The sequence below is a fragment of the Hungatella hominis genome (genome assembly GCF_014288005.1).
Classification (GTDB): domain Bacteria; phylum Bacillota; class Clostridia; order Lachnospirales; family Lachnospiraceae; genus Hungatella; species Hungatella effluvii.
In genome coordinates, this window is record NZ_JACOPB010000006.1 from 175,084 (window position 1) to 196,571 (window position 21,488).

18 protein-coding genes are annotated in these 21,488 nt (G+C 49.7%); 3 read left to right on the forward strand and 15 right to left on the reverse strand.

Translation table 11 applies throughout. The annotated features are described in order from the left end of the window. Positions 1 to 148 precede the first annotated feature (148 nt). The 3 genes from H8S75_RS15220 to H8S75_RS15230 form a co-directional block, all read right to left on the reverse strand. The gene (locus H8S75_RS15220; RefSeq protein ID WP_002601129.1) at positions 149 to 430 is read right to left on the reverse strand and encodes a CD3324 family protein; all 282 of its coding nucleotides are present in this window, start codon (positions 428 to 430) and stop codon (positions 149 to 151) included. Positions 431 to 560: 130 nt separating this feature from the next. Beyond that, positions 561 to 1,205, reverse strand: a complete 645-nt coding sequence (locus H8S75_RS15225; protein ID WP_187022362.1) for a class I SAM-dependent methyltransferase — start codon at positions 1,203 to 1,205, stop codon at positions 561 to 563. Between the two features lie 183 nt (positions 1,206 to 1,388). Continuing rightward, positions 1,389 to 2,411 (reverse strand): aromatic acid exporter family protein, encoded by a 1,023-nt coding sequence (locus H8S75_RS15230; protein ID WP_187022363.1) that lies wholly within the window; start codon positions 2,409 to 2,411, stop codon positions 1,389 to 1,391. Positions 2,412 to 2,618: 207 nt separating this feature from the next. Here H8S75_RS15230 and H8S75_RS15235 point away from each other — a divergent pair, with 207 nt between their 5' ends. Continuing rightward, positions 2,619 to 2,843, forward strand: a complete 225-nt coding sequence (locus H8S75_RS15235) for a hypothetical protein (RefSeq protein WP_055659707.1) — start codon at positions 2,619 to 2,621, stop codon at positions 2,841 to 2,843. Between the two features lie 21 nt (positions 2,844 to 2,864). Here H8S75_RS15235 and H8S75_RS15240 read toward each other — a convergent pair whose 3' ends face one another. Then, entirely contained in the window at positions 2,865 to 4,319 is a 1,455-nt protein-coding gene (locus tag H8S75_RS15240) for a DUF362 domain-containing protein (protein ID WP_187022364.1), read from the reverse strand. Between the two features lie 216 nt (positions 4,320 to 4,535). Here H8S75_RS15240 and H8S75_RS15245 point away from each other — a divergent pair, with 216 nt between their 5' ends. Beyond that, complete coding sequence (locus H8S75_RS15245) at positions 4,536 to 6,659, forward strand: EAL domain-containing protein (RefSeq protein ID WP_187022365.1); 2,124 nt, start codon at positions 4,536 to 4,538, stop codon at positions 6,657 to 6,659. A gap of 52 nt (positions 6,660 to 6,711) precedes the next feature. On the opposite strand, the gene H8S75_RS15250 is transcribed toward H8S75_RS15245, so the two are convergent. The 4 genes from H8S75_RS15250 to H8S75_RS15265 are packed head-to-tail and all read right to left on the reverse strand — an operon-like array spanning position 6,712 to position 12,409. Next, on the reverse strand, positions 6,712 to 8,142 hold the full coding sequence (locus H8S75_RS15250) for a hypothetical protein (protein ID WP_187022366.1): 1,431 nt from the start codon (positions 8,140 to 8,142) through the stop codon (positions 6,712 to 6,714). Further along, positions 8,124 to 9,458 (reverse strand): sensor histidine kinase, encoded by a 1,335-nt coding sequence (locus H8S75_RS15255; protein ID WP_187022367.1) that lies wholly within the window; start codon positions 9,456 to 9,458, stop codon positions 8,124 to 8,126. The genes H8S75_RS15250 and H8S75_RS15255 overlap by 19 nt, the downstream gene beginning before the upstream one ends. Positions 9,459 to 9,474: 16 nt before the next feature. Next, positions 9,475 to 10,158, reverse strand: a complete 684-nt coding sequence (locus H8S75_RS15260; protein WP_038256814.1) for a response regulator transcription factor — start codon at positions 10,156 to 10,158, stop codon at positions 9,475 to 9,477. A 22-nt stretch (positions 10,159 to 10,180) separates the two neighbouring features. Then, a complete protein-coding gene (locus tag H8S75_RS15265; RefSeq protein WP_187022368.1) occupies positions 10,181 to 12,409 on the reverse strand; it encodes an ABC transporter substrate-binding protein in 2,229 nt (742 codons plus the stop codon). 262 nt (positions 12,410 to 12,671) lie between these two features. On the opposite strand from H8S75_RS15265, the gene H8S75_RS15270 reads away from it, so the two are divergent. Continuing rightward, positions 12,672 to 13,790 carry a M14 family zinc carboxypeptidase gene (locus tag H8S75_RS15270; protein ID WP_187022369.1) on the forward strand — a complete coding sequence of 373 codons (1,119 nt, stop codon included), beginning with the start codon at positions 12,672 to 12,674 and terminating at the stop codon, positions 13,788 to 13,790. Between the two features lie 56 nt (positions 13,791 to 13,846). On the opposite strand, the gene H8S75_RS15275 is transcribed toward H8S75_RS15270, so the two are convergent. The 7 genes from H8S75_RS15275 to H8S75_RS15305 form a co-directional block, all read right to left on the reverse strand. Further along, a complete protein-coding gene (locus H8S75_RS15275; RefSeq protein WP_187022370.1) occupies positions 13,847 to 14,767 on the reverse strand; it encodes a hypothetical protein in 921 nt (306 codons plus the stop codon). Between the two features lie 177 nt (positions 14,768 to 14,944). After that, the gene (gene rlmH / locus H8S75_RS15280) at positions 14,945 to 15,424 is read right to left on the reverse strand and encodes a 23S rRNA (pseudouridine(1915)-N(3))-methyltransferase RlmH (RefSeq protein WP_002601141.1); all 480 of its coding nucleotides are present in this window, start codon (positions 15,422 to 15,424) and stop codon (positions 14,945 to 14,947) included. An 11-nt stretch (positions 15,425 to 15,435) separates the two neighbouring features. Beyond that, the gene (locus tag H8S75_RS15285) at positions 15,436 to 16,482 is read right to left on the reverse strand and encodes an alpha/beta hydrolase (protein ID WP_187022371.1); all 1,047 of its coding nucleotides are present in this window, start codon (positions 16,480 to 16,482) and stop codon (positions 15,436 to 15,438) included. A gap of 152 nt (positions 16,483 to 16,634) precedes the next feature. After that, positions 16,635 to 18,491, reverse strand: coding sequence for a DUF6320 domain-containing protein (locus H8S75_RS15290; RefSeq protein ID WP_187022372.1), 1,857 nt, complete (start codon positions 18,489 to 18,491; stop codon positions 16,635 to 16,637). A 361-nt stretch (positions 18,492 to 18,852) separates the two neighbouring features. Next, positions 18,853 to 19,344 carry a GNAT family N-acetyltransferase gene (locus tag H8S75_RS15295; protein WP_025531757.1) on the reverse strand — a complete coding sequence of 164 codons (492 nt, stop codon included), beginning with the start codon at positions 19,342 to 19,344 and terminating at the stop codon, positions 18,853 to 18,855. 296 nt (positions 19,345 to 19,640) lie between these two features. Further along, positions 19,641 to 20,339, reverse strand: coding sequence for a response regulator transcription factor (locus tag H8S75_RS15300; RefSeq protein WP_187022373.1), 699 nt, complete (start codon positions 20,337 to 20,339; stop codon positions 19,641 to 19,643). 20 nt (positions 20,340 to 20,359) lie between these two features. Continuing rightward, positions 20,360 to 21,124 carry a helix-hairpin-helix domain-containing protein gene (locus tag H8S75_RS15305; protein WP_187022374.1) on the reverse strand — a complete coding sequence of 255 codons (765 nt, stop codon included), beginning with the start codon at positions 21,122 to 21,124 and terminating at the stop codon, positions 20,360 to 20,362. Positions 21,125 to 21,488: the final 364 nt, after the last annotated feature.

The following is a 21,488-nucleotide window of genomic DNA, read 5'->3' on the forward strand; positions in this document are numbered from 1 at the left end:
GAAACCACTCTAACACGGCTCCGGACGAAGGCATACCTCGTTGTCGGTTCTGTCTGAAAGATGCGGTACATCACACAGCGGGAGATCGGAAGGAATACACAAAAAAACGATGTGCCGGGGTTCTTTCCCGGCACATCGTTTTTCCATACTATTGTTTTTCTTTATTTTTTTCTGATAAAATGATTCTCTGAATGCTCTTTTCCGAAAGGAAGTATTCCTCCGCCAGCGTCTTCACACCGAATCCATCCAGATATCTACGATAAATCTCTTCGTTGCGGGTCTTAAGCTCTCCCCGAAAGGAGGTTTCTTCTCCCCACTTTTTCTTGTTCTCTTCTTTTCTGGGGATGTAGACGTATCCCCCATCCATATATTTCTGGATTGCTTCCACCAGTTCTTCCGGCAGAACCTCCGTTGCTTTCCGATAGCGCATCGCTGCCTCCTAAACATATTTTACTGTCAGGAATAGCAAAGGCTATACAATTACTCATATTATCTTTCACTGCATAGGCCTGTTGCTATGCAGTCTTAACCTCTTTCATCATAAAGAAACGCCCCCCTCTCTATCTATTTGCATACAGGATCGTTGTATTCTCCTGTCTCCATACCACTTCCACCTCAGTAAAACCAGCCTGTCTTAACAAATGCTTCTGATTATCCATGGTACACGGCATGTCAAAATGGTAATATTCCCCCTTAACAAGCTTCAGTTCTTCCTCCAGACGCTTTTTCTCCGCAAAGAAATAGTCCTCCTGCTCCTGCGTTTCCGCCATGTAGTCACACTCGATATAGCAGCCGCCGGCCTTTAAGGCACGCCATAATTTCTCATACAGCCCCAGCTTCTCCTCATGGGTAAAATGATGCAGTGTCTGAAAGGAAACCGCGGCATCATACCGCTCCGTTCCCAGCTCGCAGGCCATGTAATCCGCCTCAATCAGAGTAACGTCCCGGTCAGAATACTTTTTCTTCAGCCGTTCCAGCATCGCGGGCGTCAGATCGATTCCTGTGACGGCAATCTCCGGGTTCCTGGTCCATATTGCCTCCAGCTCCAGTCCGGTTCCGCAGCCCAGATCCAGAAGTGTCTTCGTCTTTTCCGGCACGAGTTCCGCCATCTTTAAATAGCCTTCCCGGCACCCTTCAACCTCATGAATCATATGATCATCATAGATATCAACCCTGGCTGTAAAGAAATCCGTCATTTTTTCCATGTTGTCCGCCTCCCGGCCGCAATTCTAAAACCAGTGCGGTGAATGTTCCGGCACGCCCCAGCTTCTTTTCCAGTATACTCTGAAGACTTCAGGAAAAAAACCTCAAGTTTCCGGCAGAAACAACTTTAAGCCGGTTTTCGCACACAGACGCTGTGTCGAGTATACAGAAGTTTGCTCCGCCTGTCAACACGTGGTCTCTCTCCAAAATTTTCCTATTTCCTCTGCCGACAGTTCTTCCACAAATTTCTTCTTTATTTCCAGGAACTGTTCCAGCTCCAGAAGAATCTGAAACAGCACCGCACGATTTTCAAATTCTTCCCGAAGCTCCGGAAGGGGCTGCTCCCGCATATCCTCCTTTACTGCGTCCAGGGCCTCAAGCAGGCCTACGGCGTTGTTATACTCATGAAAGCCCCCGCTGATCCGCTCCATCAGCTCTGCAATCGGCTGCGCCTGGGAAGGCAGTTCCCCCAGATGCTTTAACTCCCCCTCGATCCGTCCCAGAACAAATGCCTGTGTCCGCCTCATGTTCATATAACGGAGGTAGTATCTCGTCTCAGTGAGAAGCTTATTCTCCATGTCCTCATACGCACTCTTCTCCCCCTGTTTCAGTTCTGCGTCAAGCTCTTCCAGAAGGGAACGAAGCGGCGGTTCACCGTCTGCCTGCCCGGCATCTCCGCCCTTTCCAGTGGTCAGCTGTCCCGCCATCTTTCGCAGAATCTCCTTCATATGGCTCTCGATCCGGCGCTGGCTCATTCGGATTAAATGTACCTTTCCGGGAATATAGAGATTGAGAATCACACCGATTCCCGCGCCTACGGCCAGAAGCCCCAGTTCATTAGCGATGTTGGCTCCCGTCATGGAACGCTCTGCCAGGAAATGAGTCATCAGCACCGTATTCACAGAGATCCCCTCCTGCATTCCAAACGCCATACAGGCAGCAGAAAAGAACAGCAGAAAGACGCAGACCGCCAGGGGGCCGTACCCAAAGGCAGAAAAACCGGCCGCGGAGATGGCCAGTGCCATGACAAATGACAGCAGCCGGCGTGCCACCACCCGGATCGTCTCCTTCTTTGTATCCTGAATGCTTAAAAGTGTGATCACCCCGGCGGATGCGCTGTAACGCAACCCCATACGCTCCGCCAGGACGATAGCCAGGCCCGCGCCCACGGCGATTTTGATGACTTTTACATAATCCGGCTTCTTCACGATTTCACTTCCTCCTGACGCTTCTTATAAATCCAGCTCTTTTTCATTCCAGTTCTTTTCAATTCCTTTTCTTTTCATTATTACCTATCAACCATTAAAATACAAGTTCTGTCTGAAATTCAGTCTGTTTTACGTATTGACCGTAGTTTTTTTCTGTGATACGATTTTACGGGCAGTACAATACAGTCAGAAAGGAAACACCTATCCATGAACTTTGCAGCACTCATGCAGTTAAAAGAAGAATGGACCTCATTTAAGGTACGCCATCCTAAATTTCCCTCCTTCATGAAAGCGGTCCGCGGACGCGCTCTGGCTGAAGGAACGGTCATCGATATCCGGGTGACGGCTCCGGATGGAACCGTACTGAATTCCAATTTGAAACTGAAAAAAGAGGACCTGGATCTGATCTGCCGGATTCATGAGCTGATCTGATGCATAATGGTCCTCACGGTCTTATACTTCTATGGTCTTCGCCGTCTTATTCAGGAAACGGTCGTAGACGACGATCTGCACCTCATGTGTTCCGGCAGACAGTCCGGGGATATTCAGCTGAATTTCCCCATCAGCGGCCGTCCCGCCGGAATACTGAAATATCCCATCCACGAAAATCTCTGTCTTGCAGGCATTTTCTCCAGTCTTATACTGTATCTCCAACTGCTCCCCATTCCTTCCTGCCTCCGCCTCCAGTGACGGCCCAGTTCCTGCTTCCAGCTGTATACCGCCCAGCTCCGGTTTCCTGATTGTAAATTTCTTTCTCAGTTCATCGACGTACGCTCCCTTTACCCGGATCGACTCCAGTTCCCCCGCTTCCGTATTTTTCCGCAGCAGATTTAAATAACCGATGCTCTCAGGGTCCCATCCGGTTACCAGGGAACAGATGGTATCGACCGCCACGGCATCCGTTCCTCCCATGATGACGCCCATATTCATTTTATCGGTCTCTTTCCGCTCGTGCGACATGGGAACCGGTCCGCTCTGAAAGCCCTGAAGGCCATCCACGATCACGTAATTCACCGGTTTGGCCATGTAATAGTCGTAAATCCACCGGTCCAGCTCCCCGTCCGTGATCTTGTGGGATACCATGGCCGTCTTGCTGGGGTTATCGGGCGCCACTCCGTATAGATTCCCCGGCGGCGTGCCGATGCTCACATTTTTGATTCCGCCCGTGACCACCACACCGGAAGAGGTCTTTAAGGTGGGAATGCTGATTACCACGTCGGCCTCATAGAGAATCCGGCTGAAATAATACGTTTTATGGAGCAGACCGTCCGGCAGCACCACCTTTACCACCTCCGGCGCGTCAAAATCCTGCCACGCCCCGCAGTCTTCCTCCAGACAGAGGAACCCATCCACTCCCTCCATATAATCCGGAGTGTAATGGAAATATTTCATCACCTCTCGGGTCGGCCCCGTCGCAGATCCCTCCATGATATAGACCTTTCCATCCGGATTTAACTCCCTTACCATTTTTAACACGGCCTTTGTGACACGCCAGTCCACCGTTATCCCGTTGACCTCCTGATCCAGCAGCTCCCCCGTGGAATCCACAATCATCTGGACCAGATTGGGCTTCAGTACCACAGTCTGCCCATTTTTCACGACAGTTTTCAAATCGGAGGCCGCCATCCTGACCATCGCTTCGATTTCCTCCTCCGTGATATCGGCGGCCCTTGTTTTCTGCGATTTGGCAATCATAACGGTTGAGCCGTGAAATGCGGCTTCTTTTATGGTTTCCGCGGCCATTCCCTGCTGATTTTGCGGCACTTTCTGCTCCACTGGTATCGTTTGCTCCTGGCCGGTCTCCCTTTCCGCCACGGTATTCACCGTGGGCGCAGCCTGTGCCGGGCGGATCTGGCATCCATTTAAAAGCGTCATGGGCACCGCCATATAGATCCATAATTTCTTCATTTCCGTCCCCCTTTTCTTCTATGCTGTACATCCTTTTTTGTCGAATTGTGTCAATATTGATTCTACAGGGGGCATGCATCAAAGTTGCATCATCCAATCTGTTTTTTCAAACTGATGCATTTATGGAATGACTTCTGAAACTGATTCGTGTATAATGTAGGAAACAGCAGCTACAGCAACTTTATTCCATTGCAGCCTCCGGCCTGAGGAGTTACCATGAGTTTTCGTAAAATAATATCCCGGTTTCAAAATTCGATCTTTGCACGGTCCATACGCCATGGATTGACACTCGCTATCCCATTTCTGATCATGGGATCTTTTTCTCTGCTTCTCAATAATTTTCCCATTGACAGCTATCAGATTTTTCTCGCCTCCTGGCTTGACGGAGCTGCTGCAGAGCTTTTAAACACCATTTACATGATCAGTCTGGGTTCCCTGGCCCTGGTTCTTACCATCACCATCAGTATCTCCTACGGACAGCTGGCTGAGACAGACCAGTTGCTGCTCTATCCCGTGGTCTCTGTCTGCTCCTATCTGGCCTTCTGCGGAGGAATTGAGGATCAGACGGACTATATCTTCAGCGCGGAATGGGTCTTTACTGCCATGTGCATTACCCTGCTGTCCTGTATCCTGTTCCAGCGGCTCTTGAAGCTTGGACGCCGGTTCGAGAGACTGCACACCACAGGAGCCGACTATCTGTTTAACATTTCGATCCAGAGTCTGATTCCTGTCATTGCCATCACCCTGCTTTTCACAATTACGGGATATTCCGTCCGCATCACGTGGAGTGACAGCAATATCACGAATTTCGGTTCCTACCTGTTTCTGAAACTCTTTGACGGAATCAGCGGCAATTTGTTTGGAATCCTTCTATATGTGATTATCACACACGTCCTCTGGCTCATGGGAATCCACGGCACCAATACGCTGGAGGCCGTCTCCAGACAGCTGTTTGAGCAGAACGTAGAGATCAATCAGGCCCTGATGACGGCTGGAAATCTCCCTACGGAAATCTATTCCAAGACGTTTCTCGACACCTTCGTATTCCTGGGCGGCTGCGGAACCGCCTTAAGCTTCGTCCTTGCCCTCTGCATCGCCTCGAAGCAGAGCCATAACAGGAAGATCGCCCATGTGGCGCTTCCCTCCGTACTGTTTAATATCAGTGAAATCGCTGTTTTCGGTTTCCCGATCATCTTTAACCTGACGATGGCGGCTCCATTCATCATCACCCCGGTCGTCCTGACAATCACCAGCGCACTGGCCATCCTTCTTGGCCTGGTACCCGCTGTGACCCAATCCGTGGAATGGACCGTTCCTGTTTTGCTCAGCGGATTTAAAGCCACCGGGTCCATCGCAGGCAGTTTGATGCAGTTGTTCAATCTTGTGATTGGAACGCTGATCTATATCCCGTTTATCAAACGCAGTGAAAAGCTGGAAACCGGTAAATTTACACAGGCTATTCACCAGATGGAGGCAGACATGGCCGCTGGCGAGAAGCACGGGAATCCGCCCAGCTTCTTAAGCCACGATTACCCCTGTTATTATTACGCCAAAAATCTCGCCATGGATTTACAGAACGCCATCAAACGGGGGCAGGTTCAGTTATACTATCAGGCGCAGATATCCCGCGACGGGACTCTTCATGGTATGGAGGCTCTTCTGCGCTGGAAGCATCCGGTCACCGGCTTTATCGCTCCGCCCGTACTGGTGGGGCTGGCCTATGAAAATGGATTTTTAGATGAACTCGGCTACTATCTGATTAAACGCGCCTGTCTGGATGCCCAGACCATGGAGGAACTTTTAAAGAAAGACGTCTGTCTGTCCGTCAATATTTCCTCCAAGCAGATCAAGAGCAATGGATTTTTTGACACAGTTCTCACTCTGATCCGGCAGTATCCCGCCGATCACATCCGCCCCGTTTTCGAGATCACGGAACGGGCGGCAATGGAAATATCGGATAACTTGAAAAACGAGATGGAGCACTTGCGGAGCCAGGGCGTGGAATTCAGTCTGGACGACTTCGGAATGGGCCATAATTCCCTTATTCAGCTGCAGGAAGGCTCCTTCGATGAGGTGAAATTAGACGGCAATCTGGTATCCCAGCTTATGACCAATAAGCGCTCCCGTGAAATTGTCTCCGGAATCATCAAAATGGCCCGGAATTTAAACTGCCGTACCGTCGCCGAATATGTGGAAACCGCGGAACTGCGCGATGTCTTATCGGAGCTTGGCTGCTCCATCTACCAGGGTTACTATTACAGCCGCCCTCTGCCGCTGGAGGACTTCATGGATTATATCACCCGGCTGCCCAAAGAGGGAAACGCTTCTGATCCTCAATAATTCACAGAAGAAAAGGAATGGCCGGCATGCGAATCATCATGCCGGCCATTCCTTATTTTAATTCAACCACCAGATACTGATCGGAAACGTCAAATTCTCCCTTCTCCATCTGCCTGAGACAGTACTGAGCCACGTATTTCACGACTGCGTACATGACCGGCTCGAACAGATAGATTTTCTTCTTTCCTTCCGGAGTTTCCACGGTCACACTCTTTACGACATCCTGCAGATAAAACAGCAGTTCGTCCTTCTTTGCATACAGAATCCGGTCATTTTTCAAAAAGCACATCACATATGCAGCTTCCGCCAGAAATTCCTCTTCCCCTGGAGTGAAGGATATTGAACTGCCGCCATTCTCACTGCCGGTTACATCAGCAAAGCCATCGGTCAGCATTACCATTCCATGGGCCATCTCCACGCCCTTTTCAGAGAGCTTCGGGCTGTATTTTCTGCACTCCAGATCCAGTCTGCGGCATTCCTCGCTGCAAAACAGGGGAATTTCCTCCTGGTCTATGATACCTGAGGAGATCAGTCTCCAGAGATTCTCATCTAACTTCTCATAACCGGTGATACGGATTCCATTTCTCCTGCATTCCTTTATAAAGGAGACGCCATGATTTCTGTAACCCGCGGTTTTGGCCCTCTCTGTAATTCTGCAAATCAGGATACCCTCCCGTCCCAAGATGGTAATTACCAGCGTCCCCGAGCGGGAAGTCATATCCAGACGCACTTCTCCTATTTCCTGCACGGAATACTCCTGCCGTTTTTTCACGATTCCCCTGATCTGTATCCTGCGATTCTCCAGAATCACTCTTCCCTGCCATCTGCAGGCCGCCGCCAGAAAGCTCAGGGCAGAAATACAGCCCAACGCGGTTATGAGGCTCCGGCTCTCCAGCCATTCCACGGTAAGCATCAGCAGAAGTCCAAAGACCATACCGACTGCATTCAGTACGGAAACACGCTTCTCATAGATTCGCAGCACGATCCGCCTTTCTGTACTGTCAGGTATCCGGTATACACCGATGGACGGAATCACCTCCACGCCTCTCTGGATCAGCCGCCACAAGAGCCTCTCACACTCTGCCGGCATCTCGTATACAGTAAACAATTTCCCCTCTGCGCCGAAAAAGACACAGCCGGATATTCTCCACTTCACTCTCGTCACATCCTTAAGTGATACGATTCGATCCGTTCCAAACAGCCGCCGGATCACCACCGTCTCGGGATGGACGGCAAGAGACCAGGAGCCATAGGCGATCAGGTAGATTCCGGGCACAGAAAACAGGATCAGAAAGAGAAACATAATCTCTATGGAGGCCGTCGGATTCCCGCGCATTCTCGAATACAGGCAGAAAGCGGCCATCGCGATTCCAAAAACGATACTTGCCGCACCTATGTATATACAGCCTCGCGGACCGTGTATGGTGTATTGCTCTTCCTGCTTTATTTGCCTGTTCCTGTCTTTCATCTGCACCCGTCCCATAATTTTCTCCCCCCATCTCTCTGCGAATCCCAGACAGGCAGCTGAAGCACAAACGTACTTCCGCCCCCATCCGTATCCTTCACCGTCAGTTTTCCGTGATGCAGCTTAACCAGCTCTAACGCGATGCTCAGCCCCAGCCCATAATGCGATTTGTCATTTCTGGACTTATCCGCGCGGTAGAACCGGTCAAAGACTCTTTTTTTATCTTCCTCCGAAATGCCGCAGCCATGATCCTCCACCTCGATGAACACGTGCTTTGCGTCCGACCGGACAATAACGGCGATCGTACTGCCCTCCGGTGAGTAGCTGGAGGCGTTATCCGTAAGAATCGTCATAAGCTGCATCAAACGCTGGCGGTCCCCGCAGACCTTCGGCAGTTCTTCCTCCTGCAGCCTTAATTCAAACGGCTGATTCTTTTTCCTGCACAGCTCTGCCAGGGCATCGTAGTTTGATATCAGAAATGTATCCGTCATCAGAGGTTCCGCGCGCATGGTCCAGGTCCCCGCGTCCGCCGAAGCAAGCTGCAGCAAATCATCGATCAGGACCGTCATCCGTTCCCCTTCCTTCTCGATTCCGGGCAGAAACTGCTTCGCCTTCCCCTCATCCATTGAAACCGCATGTATCCCCGCACGTATTACGGTAAGCGGCGCCCGCAGTTCGTGGGAGGCCGCCGCGATAAATTCACTCTGCCTTTTCAGGCCAGTCTCCAATGGCTTCAGACTGTGGTTCACAAAGGTACGGCAGATAAAAAACAGAATCACCAGCCCCATCAGATTTATTGAAAAATACAGCAGTACAGAATTCCCGTAAACCTCCTTTTCATCTGTCAGTTCTTTCAGGATTAGTATCTTCTGTTCCGTTCCATACTCTTTTTTCAGATAGATACTGCCGTAATAGTGTTCCCTCTGGTCCCCATATATGGAATAAACCGGACTCCTCACTTCTCCCGGCTTACTTCCCGGTATTTCTTCGAAAAATCCGTCCTGCTCTGCAAAATGGTTCAGCTTTTCAAACAGCCTGTCTCTATCGGTCAGAGGCTTCCAGGCACCTTTAAATGACAGCGGAACAGAATTACTGGACACAGAGATCATCATATTCTCGCTGATTTCACTTTGAGCCAGCCACATATGGGAGATTTTATTACTGTCCCTGATCGTATCCACCACATTGCCAAATACAGTCTGATACCGGCTGATATTATTCGCCTCGTACTGATTTAAAGACAAGAGAAGCAGACCGGTCACAATAAGACTCAGTAAAAGACCGGTAGCCAGCACATAAGCGCCGACCAGTTTTCTCCTTAACTGCTTTACCATGGCCGCTCCCCTCTTCCTACTGTTCCGGCTGCTCTTCAAGAGAATAGCCCACAGACCTGACTGTTTTAATAGTCACACTGCTGCCCACCTGTTTCAGCCTTCTTCTGAGAAAATAAATATAATTATCCAGATTTCCCTCTTCCACCGCGCTGTCAAGTCCCCATACCCGATTCAGCAGCAATTCTCTCGTAAGGATCTGTCCCTTGTTCCTGATTAAAAACTCCAGCAGATCCATCTCCTTTTTCGAGAGCTCCACCTTTTTATCCTCTTTCCATAATACCCGGCTGGACAGATTCATGGTCACATCCCCACATACCACCTGCCGTTCAAACTCCATCCGTACCGGCCGCCGTTCCAGTGCCCGGATTCTGGCAAACAGCTCTTCCGGTGCGAACGGCTTAACCAGATAATCATCTGCCCCCGCATCCAGACCGCCGATTCTGTCTTCTATGGTGCCGAGAGCCGTCACCATAATAACCGGTGTCGCAATCCCCTTCTGTCTCATACGCTGCAAAATCTGTATTCCATCCATTCCAGGCAGCATCCGGTCCAAAATTACCACATTGTATGCCTGCATACCCAGATAATAAAATGCTTCCTGGCTGTCCTGGCAGATGTCCGCCAGATATCCCTTCTCCTCCAGCCAGAACCCCATCAGCCGGCATAATTCCATATCATCTTCCACCAGCAGTATCCTCACAGCGCGTTCTCCTTTCTGCGTTTTATTCCTGAAGGTATAAGGTTAACTTCGTCATCAGTTTCTTTACTGCGTCCTCCAGGGATGCGGTTCCGCCAAAGTAGTCTTTTGAATATTCCAACAGGATCTGTTTCACTTTCCAGTTCCTGCCTGCGGAATGCTTCACGGTTTTGCAGAACTCTGTCATCCTGCGGCGAAGCGGCTCGGAGGGCCAGCCAATTTTCATATCGTATGTTCTTCCATCTGCACCGGGGATAGTTCCTCCGTATGCATCCGCTGACGTTCTCTCCACCGTACATAAAAACTCCAGCGCATTCTGATTTACCGCAAATCCATCGTAAAAGTCGGAGCGCTGTACGTCTTCCGACAGAACTGTCTGCAGAAATCCAATTGCCAGATCCTGATTCTTACTGGCTTTCGTGATTCCTATGGTGCCATACGGCACATACGTCTCATTGATCAGGATAACGTCCGCTTCCAGTTCTCCCTGGGCCTGCTCGATAATGGAAGCTCCCTGCCCGAATTCATAAAAGCCATTGATTTCACTTGAATACAGATATGTACCCTTTTCCAGGAGCCCCCATATGCTGGACGGCCGTTTTTCCCTCGTTCCGTCTGAGACTTCGCTTCCATCTATAATCCGCTTCATATTGGTGAGAAATTCCGTTAATTCCGTTTCCTCGACCACATCACCTTCCTTTACGATATCATTTAAAAATGCATCTGCGTAAAAAGAAAGAAACGCATCCCTGTCAACCGTCCCGAATACCTGCCCGGTCTCATGAGCATGAACAAAATCAGCCAGCGAAGATAACTGCCCCGCTTCCTTAAGCGCCTCTTTCCTGCCAAATGTCATAGGAAGCCCGATTCTAACCGGCACAGAGTAAATCCGTCCATCCACCCGGCACTCCTTTGCAATGTTGGCCAGAAAATCACCGGAAGCAGTCAAACGCTCAATTTCATCTGTAATATCAGCCAAAACGCCTTTTTCGATATAAGATTCCTCTGACAATCCATCTAAGATCAGAATATCCGGTCCTTCTCCAGCGAGCAGTTCGGCATTTAAGGTTCGGATATAATCGTCTGCAACTGCCGCTGACCCTTCCTCCAGGAGAGGCTGAAAATCAATTTTCACGTTGGGATTCTCAATCTGATATTCGCTGACCGCCTGACGTATGGTATTGTTGTCGCTCAGGGAGAATATGGTAAGCTCTTTTTCCGGCTCTACCGGCATATCCGGGTAATAAACGTAATGGGAGAGCTTATTGGTTTCATCCATGGAATTGTAATAGATAAAGTAATCCTCCTGGCTGCCCGCCGTGAATCCTGTGGCATAATATTTCGGGGAACCCATGGTATTGCTCTTTCCCTCTACAATCTGCTCCCAGATTCCGGAACCACTTTTCAAGACCTGAATTCCAGCCACTGACAACAGGCTTATATCACCATTCTCTCTGACAAGGGCCCGGGTTCCAAAGTATTGATTTAAGTCCAGCGGATATCTGGTCCTTTCTTTGCCGTCTTCTCCGTCATATAATATCAGATTTTTGGAAGCCTCGTCAATGACATAAAACTGGCTGCCGCTGGCGAAGTAAGAGCTGCCGTCGCCTGGCAGCTCTGCCAGCCTCTGCTGTCCGGCCGCGTCATAAAGGTAAATGTTATTTCCGGATGAGAATATCAGGTTCCCATTTTCCAATGCGGTAATAGATCGCGGGTAATACTTATACCCATACTCGCTGGTCTCAAGCAGAACAGGGAGATCGAGTTCCTGTCCATATTCCCAATCCCCGGCTGCGACAACATGGTGTCTGCTGATAACCTCCTGGTCTTCCCCTTCCGAATAGACCGCATACATGTTGTGGTCTTCTCCAAAGGTAATACCAATGCTGCTGTTCTCATATTTAAGACCAAGCTGATTTAACCAGCCACACTCCTTTTCCTCCCAGGTCAGATCCTCAGACAGCAGGTATGCGGTAAATTCTGCCGTTCCATTCTTTTCTTTCCTGGCAAACAGGACCGGTCTCCCATCCGGTCCTTCTAAAAAACCGAGTCCGGAATCGTATGTGACTCCCTCCGGCAAAGGGACATCGCTCTCAGCATACCTTCCCAAAGCCTGATTCTTCTGCGTTCCTGCCGCGGCTCCTTCCGGATCAGATATGACCTTCCCATCTCTGCCGCACCCATACAGACTGGCTGCTGCCGCTAAAATAAGGGTCATCTGCAGCAGCACCCTTTTTATTCTGTTCTTTCTCATTAAATACCCCTTTCCGCCGGACACAGGGAAGAAATGTCCTCCCTGCCGGTACTCATCGATGCATTTCTCACGAAAGTCATTGTATCATTCCTTTCTCTAAATCATCTCAAATATGGAAAAGTACGGCAGAGTTAGAAAAATGGCATAAAAACGTAAGAAAACTTTATTTGAATGAAATCATTATTTGTAGTAGATTAGAAACATATGAAATATAAACCGGATACACTGCATAGATGTACAGGAAGAGGGGAGACGAACGAATATGAAGCGAATAGTTTGTGCCGTATTAAGCGGTATACTGGTTATGGGAAGTGTCGGATATGGGGGAATGGTCAGCTACGGAGCGCCCTCCTATTCAGAAGCCAATGCGGTAGGCCCTGGTATCAAGGCAGCCGTAGGCCTCAATGATTTTCTGGATCAGGAGGTATCAAATCCCATTGTAAAGCCGGCCGATAAGTACTCTTACGATCAGATGGAAGCCGATATCCAGTCCCTTAAAAACAGGTACGGAGATAAAATCACCGTAAATATCATCGGTACTTCACTGGATGGAAGGAATATCTATGATATTATCCTGGGCAATCCCGAGGCAAAGTCCCAGATTCTTATGCAGGGAGCGATTCATGCCAGGGAGTATATGACGCCTCTGGTGATGATGAGCCAGTTGGAATATGCCCTGGCCTTTTACGATACGGGACACTATAATTATAAATCGATTGCCGATATGCTTAAGAAAGTGGCTATTCATTTTGTACCCATGACGAATCCCGACGGTGTATCCTTAAGCCAGTTTGGAATCGATGCCATACGCTCCGATGCGCTGAAACAGGTCATAAGAGACTGCTATACACGGGATGTGAATCTGAAAAGAACCGCGGATTCGTTCGAAACGTACTTAACGAAGTGGAAAGCAAACGCCGGCGGCGTGGACTTAAATTACAATTTTCCATATGGATGGGATGAACTGGCTACAAAGCTGACGGAGCCTTCCTCTGCGAGCTACAAGGGTCCGGCTCCTTTCTCCGAACCTGAGAGCCAGGCACTGGCGAAACTGGCTGACCAGTATCCGTGGGCTATTACAGTCAGCTACCACTCCCAGGGCCAGGTCATCTACTGGACTACAAGCAGTAATGGGGCGGAGATGGCCTCCAATACGCTGGCCGAGGCCGTCTCGGTCATGACCGGCTACCGCATGGACTCCAGTGACGGCAAAGGAGGCTTCAAAGACTGGATGCAGTCGAGAAGCGGCGCAGTCCCCGGCGTAACACTGGAAGTTGGAAAAACACCGTGCCCCGTTCCGTTTTCAGAGTTTCCTCAGGTATGGAAACAGAATAAGGGAGTCTGGGTGCAGGTTCTCGATTACGTTGTCCGGCGTATTTAATCCGCCATACAGAATCCCAGGCCATTTCAACAAAGAGGCCTGGGATTCCTCATAAACTACCGTCCGCCTGCTTCTTCCATATACCCCTTTTCATATGTATCATAGTGCTGTCGTTCTTCCAAAATAACGGTTCCCTCCCGCTCTGTAAGTATAGAATAATAGTACAAAGTGCCCTTATTGCCGGTTCTGATGTAATTAACATATATGATACCACAGTCACATTTGATGTAGCTATATTCAAAATGGCTTTCGCTCTTCAAATCTGCTGCATCTGATTCCTGTATATCTTTTTCTATAGCGATTTCCACCTGATCTCTGACCTCCTGGGCATTCTCATATGAAAGGAATTCTTCTTCTGTTATTCTTTTGCTGCCATACCTCTGATAACTTTGTTTTTCAGAATCCCAATACAGATAATACCTCCGCCAGCTCCTACCGCCTTCTTTAATAGCAGCAGACGTTTGAACGAATGCCAACAAACCATTATCCATAAAACACGAACCTAAAGTTTCCAGAACCAACTGCGGCTTACGTTCCTTCACGGTCCAAATATACGATTCAGCAGATCCCGGTAAGCTGGAACTGGTCTGATACAGCAGGTGATGGTTCGTCTCTAATATTACAGGTTCAAAGCTGTCTGTTTCTATTTCATCCGTTAATAAAATACAATCCTGTCCATTTACATACCATAACTCTCCTTGAAACGATTTATTCGCGTATTCTTCCATCATTTTACCTGTAAATACAAATGCATAAGAATCTTCTTCCCGTGAACCATCGATATAAAGAAACGCGCAGACAGGATCCTGTGTTTTCTCCAAAACCATCCGTTTTAACTTATCCTTGAACTCTTCCTCGGCAGAAGTTTCTGCCTGCGTCATTTCCACATCACGAAGTGTTCCTTTCCTATAAGATAAATTGCAAGAGGTCAATATAAAAATGACCAACACCAACGGCAGATATTTACACTCCTTCATAGAACCTCCCTGCAGATTGAACTAAGTGCGGTTTCTGAATCATTCTTACATCCAATCATTATATGCTATCTTCACTGATATTTAAATGCAGAATTCAATATCTGTAATTTATGGAATTAAAAAAGAAGACATCCCCCATTGGGAACATCTTCTTATAAGCAATCATCCCTCTCTCCGTCACTTGTGATACGGTTCTCCGTTCATAATCCGGTAACCTCTGTATATCTGTTCCAGGAGAATCACCCGCATCAGCTGGTGCGGAAATGTCATCCGGGAAAAACTCAGCAGATAATCGGCCCGGTCGAGAACCCGCTTCGAGAGTCCCAGGGAGCCGCCGATGACGAACACGATCTGGCTGGTTCCTGACACGCCCAGCGAGGCGATTTTCTCTGACAGTTCCACGGAATCCAGCATCTTTCCCTCGATCGCCAGGGCGATCACGCAGGCGCCATCCCTGATACTGGCCAGAATCCGGTCCCCCTCTTTCTCCTTGATCTGGGTTTCCAGCGCTTCCCCCGCATTGTCCGGGGTCTTTTCATCCGCCACCTGGATAATCTCCAGTTTACAGTACCGGCTCAGCCGCTTGCTGTACTCCTCGATCGCGGCGGTGTAATATTTTTCTTTTATCTTTCCAACTGTGACCAGCGTTATCTTCATGTATCTTCCTCTTACTGTTTGACTGCCCGGCTATCCGGCAGGTTCTTCTTCATCGCCTCAAGAACTCTGCCCGCCACCTGCGCCGCGGATTTCTTCCGCTGGGTTTTCACCCTTTTTACCACTTTACCGTCCGGCTTCCGGCTGATTCCGTAGGTGATCCTTAAGAATTCCTCCACCTCGTTCCAGGCCTCCCTGCTCTCCGGAATTAAGTCCAGCCCCATCTGGAATACATGGAACATTCCCTCATAGACGGATAAACGGCGGCGTACGCCCGCCTGCTTCAGCTTATCCGCAACTCCCAGCGTATCGCTTAAAAGGACCTCATAGCTTCCCACCTGCATGAGCACCGGCGGAAATCCCTGAAAATCTCCGAACAACGGTGACAGATACGGATTCTTCGGATCGGCATCTCCGATATAAGAAGAATGAAACAGCATATTGTCGGTGGAATTACCAAAGAGCGGATCCGTCTCGTAATTATCCGTGTAGCTGGCGCCGCTGTTGGTCATATCGGCCCAGGGGGACATGGTGATAATTCCTCCCGGCAGAGGAAGCCTGTTATCCCTCAGATACATAACCAGGGCCAAAGCGAGTCCGCCGCCCGCGGAATCTCCCGCTACGATAATATGATCCGGTTCGTACTCCTTTTCCTGGATCAGCCATTTGTAGGCGTAAACCGCATCCTCTAAGGCAGCCGGGTATGGGTACTCCGGAGCCACCCTGTAATCGATCGTGAGCACATCGCCGCCGAAGCTCAGTTTGGAGTACCGTACCGCAAATTTACGGTATATATTCTTCATGGGACCGATATAGCCGCCGCCGTGCAGCTGCAGAATCACACGCCCCGTAAAGATCCCTTCCGGCCGTAAATACTCCATCGGAAACTGTTCCGTCTCCACGATTTCATACTCATAACCGGCAGGACATATCCATGCCGGCTCCACCGGATTCTTTCTCAGCTCTCCGCTCTGAATCGGCTGCTTTAAGGATGTCTCCATCACGTTCTGCATCATGTCGCGTACAAGATTTCCCCGAACACTCACTCGTTTATCTCTCATCTGTTTTATCCTTTCTTTTCAGCCGTCTATCCGCTATGGCTCCGCCATTTACTACAGCCCCGGTTTTCTCTGTTTTTCCTCAATTCCAGACTCTGTTCCACCTTGATTCCAGACTCTGCTTCCCCTTGAATCCTTCCTCTGTCCGCTCCGTCCTACAGATGAAATCTCCTTTTCAACTCCGTCTTCACGCTTCTGTCCCCCCACTTGATGGTGACAAACAGAATCGCGACGGTGACCACCACGGTTATGAGCGCCATCAGAGGGCGTGTCACCAGTCCGGCCGCCCATAAAATAACGGGAATAAAGCTGAAAATGGTGATCGCAATCTGGTACATAAAGTAACTCTGCCAGTTCAACCGGTTTACTATAATCAAAAATACTACCGCAAGGTCCGCAAACAGCAGTGTGCTCGGAATGCCATAGTTCACCGACCAGCCCGCGTATCCCGTAGAATGGTCGATCATCACCAGAAGCACCTCCGCCGCAATGGTCTGCAGTACAATTTTAGAAGCCAGATTCGCGTGGCGCATAATCGAATACCTCAGAGTCAGCGCCACATAGACGATGCAGCCGATGGCGATCACTGACCACATGGACCCTGAGTACGTGGCGTAATTGACGATCCCCAGTATGGCCGCCACCGCGAACAGAATGATGTAAAAAGAGTTGACCACTTCCTTCCACTTCTTCGGATCATACTGAATCCGCGGATACATCGCCTTATCATCCCGGGAATCCGGCACACCGTTGCTCTCCGTCTCCACAGAGACACCCAGCTCCCTCAGAAAGCCGAAAAAGCGGTCCTGAAGCCTCGTATCCTGAAAGACCGAGGTAAATGTCACCACTACATGTTCGCCATACGCACACACGGCGCACTTCATGGGCTGACGCTTCGAGACACCGATCATTAGATGAAAATGCTCGATCTCCTCCTCATACCCTTTTTCCACTTTGATCGGGCCTATATTGGAGAGTGTCATGGTATAAGCCCTGTCGTTTCTGCGGAAAATCACATTCAGCGCCCCCCATTTCATGAAGAGCGGGGCGATTCTCAAATACCATTTTTTTTCATTGGAAACATTGTAGGAAATCGTCTCTTCCAGCTTCTCCTTCGTAATATTTTCATCCATCTGGCGGCTTACCGCCTCCACCACCTCGGAAAACTCATGTTTTTTCCCGTCTGCCAGAAACTCCAGCAGCGTGACCGCGAAGAAATTGGCCATGGTCTCGGAATCGAAAAACGCACGCAAATTGATGGGCAGGCTGATTCCGATGGACCGGTCTCCTATTCCCGCATCCTCATACTCCAGATAAATCGCCCAGATCAGGGCAGCGGCAAGAAATTTCGTGATGCTTACGCCGTAAGACTTGCCGGCCTTTTTCAGTTCCGCAAGATTTACATAACCATGCAGTACACTCTCCTCATCGAGAGGAAGCGGATCTCCACTTATATGGAATGCCTTCCGTGTACTGTATTTTCTGCGGGCAACCTCTTTGTAGTTGCGCACATAGCTGTCCTCCACGTTCATGGAGACATCGGACGATATCTTCTGCGGAGCCGGATGGCCGGTCCTGCCGTCACGGGTCAGATCCAGATACCGGTAAACCAGCGCCTTCAGGAAATTGACTGCTCCCAACCCATCCGTTACCGCGTGAAACACCTCCAGATTGATCCGTTTCTCATAGTAGCTGACCCGGAACAGATAGTAAGGGCTGGTGCGCGGATCAATATACTTGCACGGATACGTGGTTTCCCGTTCTATCACCGGCATCCGTTTATTCGATTCAAAATAGTACCAGAAAAAACCGCGTCTCAGCCTCACCGCAAAGCCTTCGAACTGAGGCAGTATCTCCTCAAGCGCACGCTGAAGCGTTCCCGGAACTACCTCATCCTTTAGTGTTGCCGAAATCCTGTATACATTACTCAGATGTTCATTGGCAATGACCGGAAATATCTTCGCCGTATTATCAAGACGTCTCCATCTCTCCCCCTGTGGACTCTTCTTCATCGTTGAACCCCTATCCTTTCCAACTGTCAAACTTTCCTGAAATATCAAAGGTAAATGGCCGTTTCAGTTCACAGCCCTGTCGATCTTTGCTTCCCGGTCTGCCCCGGCTGGCTTATGCGTGGTTTCCAGTTCAAGTTTCGGGGATAAGCACTTCTAAACGTGCAGAATTTTTCTAAAAACCAGGGAAAATTCCCAAACTCGCTGCGCTCAGACAGGTGGGAATTTCCCCTGAACGAAAAATCCTGCGCGTTAAGAATTGCTAATCCCCTGCAAAGTCACTGGAAACCACGCATAAGCCAGCCGGGGCAGACCGGGAAGCAAAGATCGACAGGGCTGTGAACTGTAACATATGGCTCTGTTTTTAAAACTCCAGAAGCATATCGTACCAGACGGCTCCGCCGTGTACCGATCCGGATATCCCCAGACTGCGGTAGCCGAATTTTTCATAGTAGTGGATCAGACGGTCCTTGCAGGTCAGGATCATGCCCTTTTTTCCCCGCGCCTTCGCCGTTTGAATCAAGTGATTCATCAGATCGGCCGCGACGCCCTGCCTCCGGTATTCCGGAATCACGTCCAGCCCGAAAATGCTCTGATACATCCCGTCCGCCCGGTGGAGTCCGCTGTCCTCAAACATCTCATCCCGTATGGTTCTCTCATCCGTTACACAGCCGTTAATAAAGCCAATGATTTTCCCGCTCTCATTCTCTGCCACAAGAAAGCTTTCCGGAAATGTTTCGATACGCTTTCGAAAAGACTCTCCCGTCGCGGCCTCTGCCGCCGGAAAGCATAAAGCTTCCACCTCTGTGACCTGATCCAGATCCTCTGCTTTCACGTTTCTGATTGTATATACCATTTCTCCGACCTCTTCTCATCCTTCACATTTCGCCGCCGCACACTTCCGGCGGATGAAAGAAAAGGCGGAATCTGCGGCGTCAGACCTGCAGATATCCTCCTCTTCCATCGTTTCTTCCATCATCTCTTCTTAATTAGTACTGCATTGCGTAATTAATGGTGAATAGAGTGTCTGATATCTGCGTCAGGTGTGCGTCCACGAAGCGATGGCGCAGTGGGCCCTGCGGTTAGCTTTGTGGGCGTGCTCCTGGCGCAGATAGCGGACGCTATATTCACTGTTAATTATACAATGCAGTGCTAAGCGCGGAAATAGTATCCGACGCCCCATTTCGTATGAACATATTTGGGATCGCTTGGGCTTGGCTCGATCTTCTCGCGGAGACGTCTTACATGGACGTCCACGGTTCTGACATCGCCGGAATCCATGGCCTTGTTGCCCCACACGTACGTAAGCAGCTGTTCCCGGCTGTAGACCTTGTTCGGATTACAGGCCAGAAGCTCCAGCAGATCGAACTCCTTGGCTGTTAAATTAATCTCTTTTTCACCAATAAAGACGCGGCGGCTGTCGCGGTCCAGCTTTAAATCACCGGAAGTCACTACATTGGACTCGGCCCGGCTTTCCCGTCTGCTCTTCTTCGTATTTCTCCGCATAATTGCCTTGATTCTGGCCTTTACCTCCAGAATATTAAACGGTTTCGTTATATAGTCATCGGCGCCGTACTCCAGCCCCAGAATCTTATCCATATCGTTGCCCTTTGCCGTCAGCATGATGATCGGCATCTCGGAGAACTCCCGGATGGCCTGGCAAACCTCATAACCGTCAAACTTCGGCAGCATCACATCGAGGAGCACCACATCATATTCCTTTTGCTTTGCTAAATTAATGGCTTCCTCTCCGTCATAGGCGCAGTCCACTTCCATGTTGTCCTGCTCCAGACTGAACCGGATTCCCTTCACAATCAGTTTCTCATCATCCACTACTAAAATACGTGCCATGTCACACCTCTATCTTCCACTCACACTGTTATGTCATCTTTGATCTTTTCAAATGCTGCATCCTTGATACCGGATATCTTCTTGATATCCTCAATCTTCTGAAACCCGCCATGGCTCTCCCGGTAAGCGATGATATCGTCGGCCTTTGCTTCTCCGATCCCCTTTAAGGTCATCAGCTCTTCCCTGGTGGCCGTGTTCAAATTCACTTTCACTTTTTCTTTTGCCGTACTGCCGCCCGCGGTCTTTCCCTCCGGCATGATCACACCGGCGCCTGCGCTGCCCGCGCCATGATTTCCGCCTTCGGAATCAAGCCCGTAGCGTTCCGCCCCATCGAGCGATTCGCCATCCGGAACCACGATCTTCATGCCGTCGCTGACAACCTGAGCCATATTCAGATACTGCGCCGCCGCACGCTCCGTGAATCCACCAGCGCGCTCCACAACCTGAAAAATCCTGCTCCCCTCTTCCATCTCATAAACACCCGGAAGCACAACTTCCCCGCAGATATGTACGTAACAGACAGAAACCGCCGTCTCTTCAGAAACCGGGATCTCCATCTCATCTGATTCCTTCGCGTTCCCATAAGGATCAGACTCCCCCGTCTCCCCATTTCCTTCCGGTGCCTCTTCCGCCTGACTCGTCCCCGCATCACCCGGGGCATTCATAACCGGCAGTTCCCCGGACTCCCATCCGTCCTGCCTTCCATCACAGCTGTAGCATACGCCTGCAGCCAACACGCATATGAGTATTACAGCCATTTTTACTGCCTGATATCTATATTTCATGATATCCCTCCTTTTTTCTCAGGGAAAGGATACCATCTTCAGCCTATGTTACTATTCTACAAAAAGATACCAGTAAATACAAGCACTATTTCCACTTTATCTGCGGCAAAGCCAGTCCCCAGTCGAAAAAACGTCGGACCTCCGGATGCACAGGCTGTAACGGGATCTCCATGTTCCCCGCTCCTTCCCTGCTTTCGGATACCCAACGTTTTTTACATATTTCATCTAGTACAGCATTGCGTAAGTTTCGGTGAATTCTGTACTTGATATTGGCGTCAGGGGCGCGTCCGCGAAGCGACGGCGTAGTGGACCCTACGTCTAGCTTCGCGGGCGTGGTCCTGGCGTGAATAGCGAGTGCAGAATT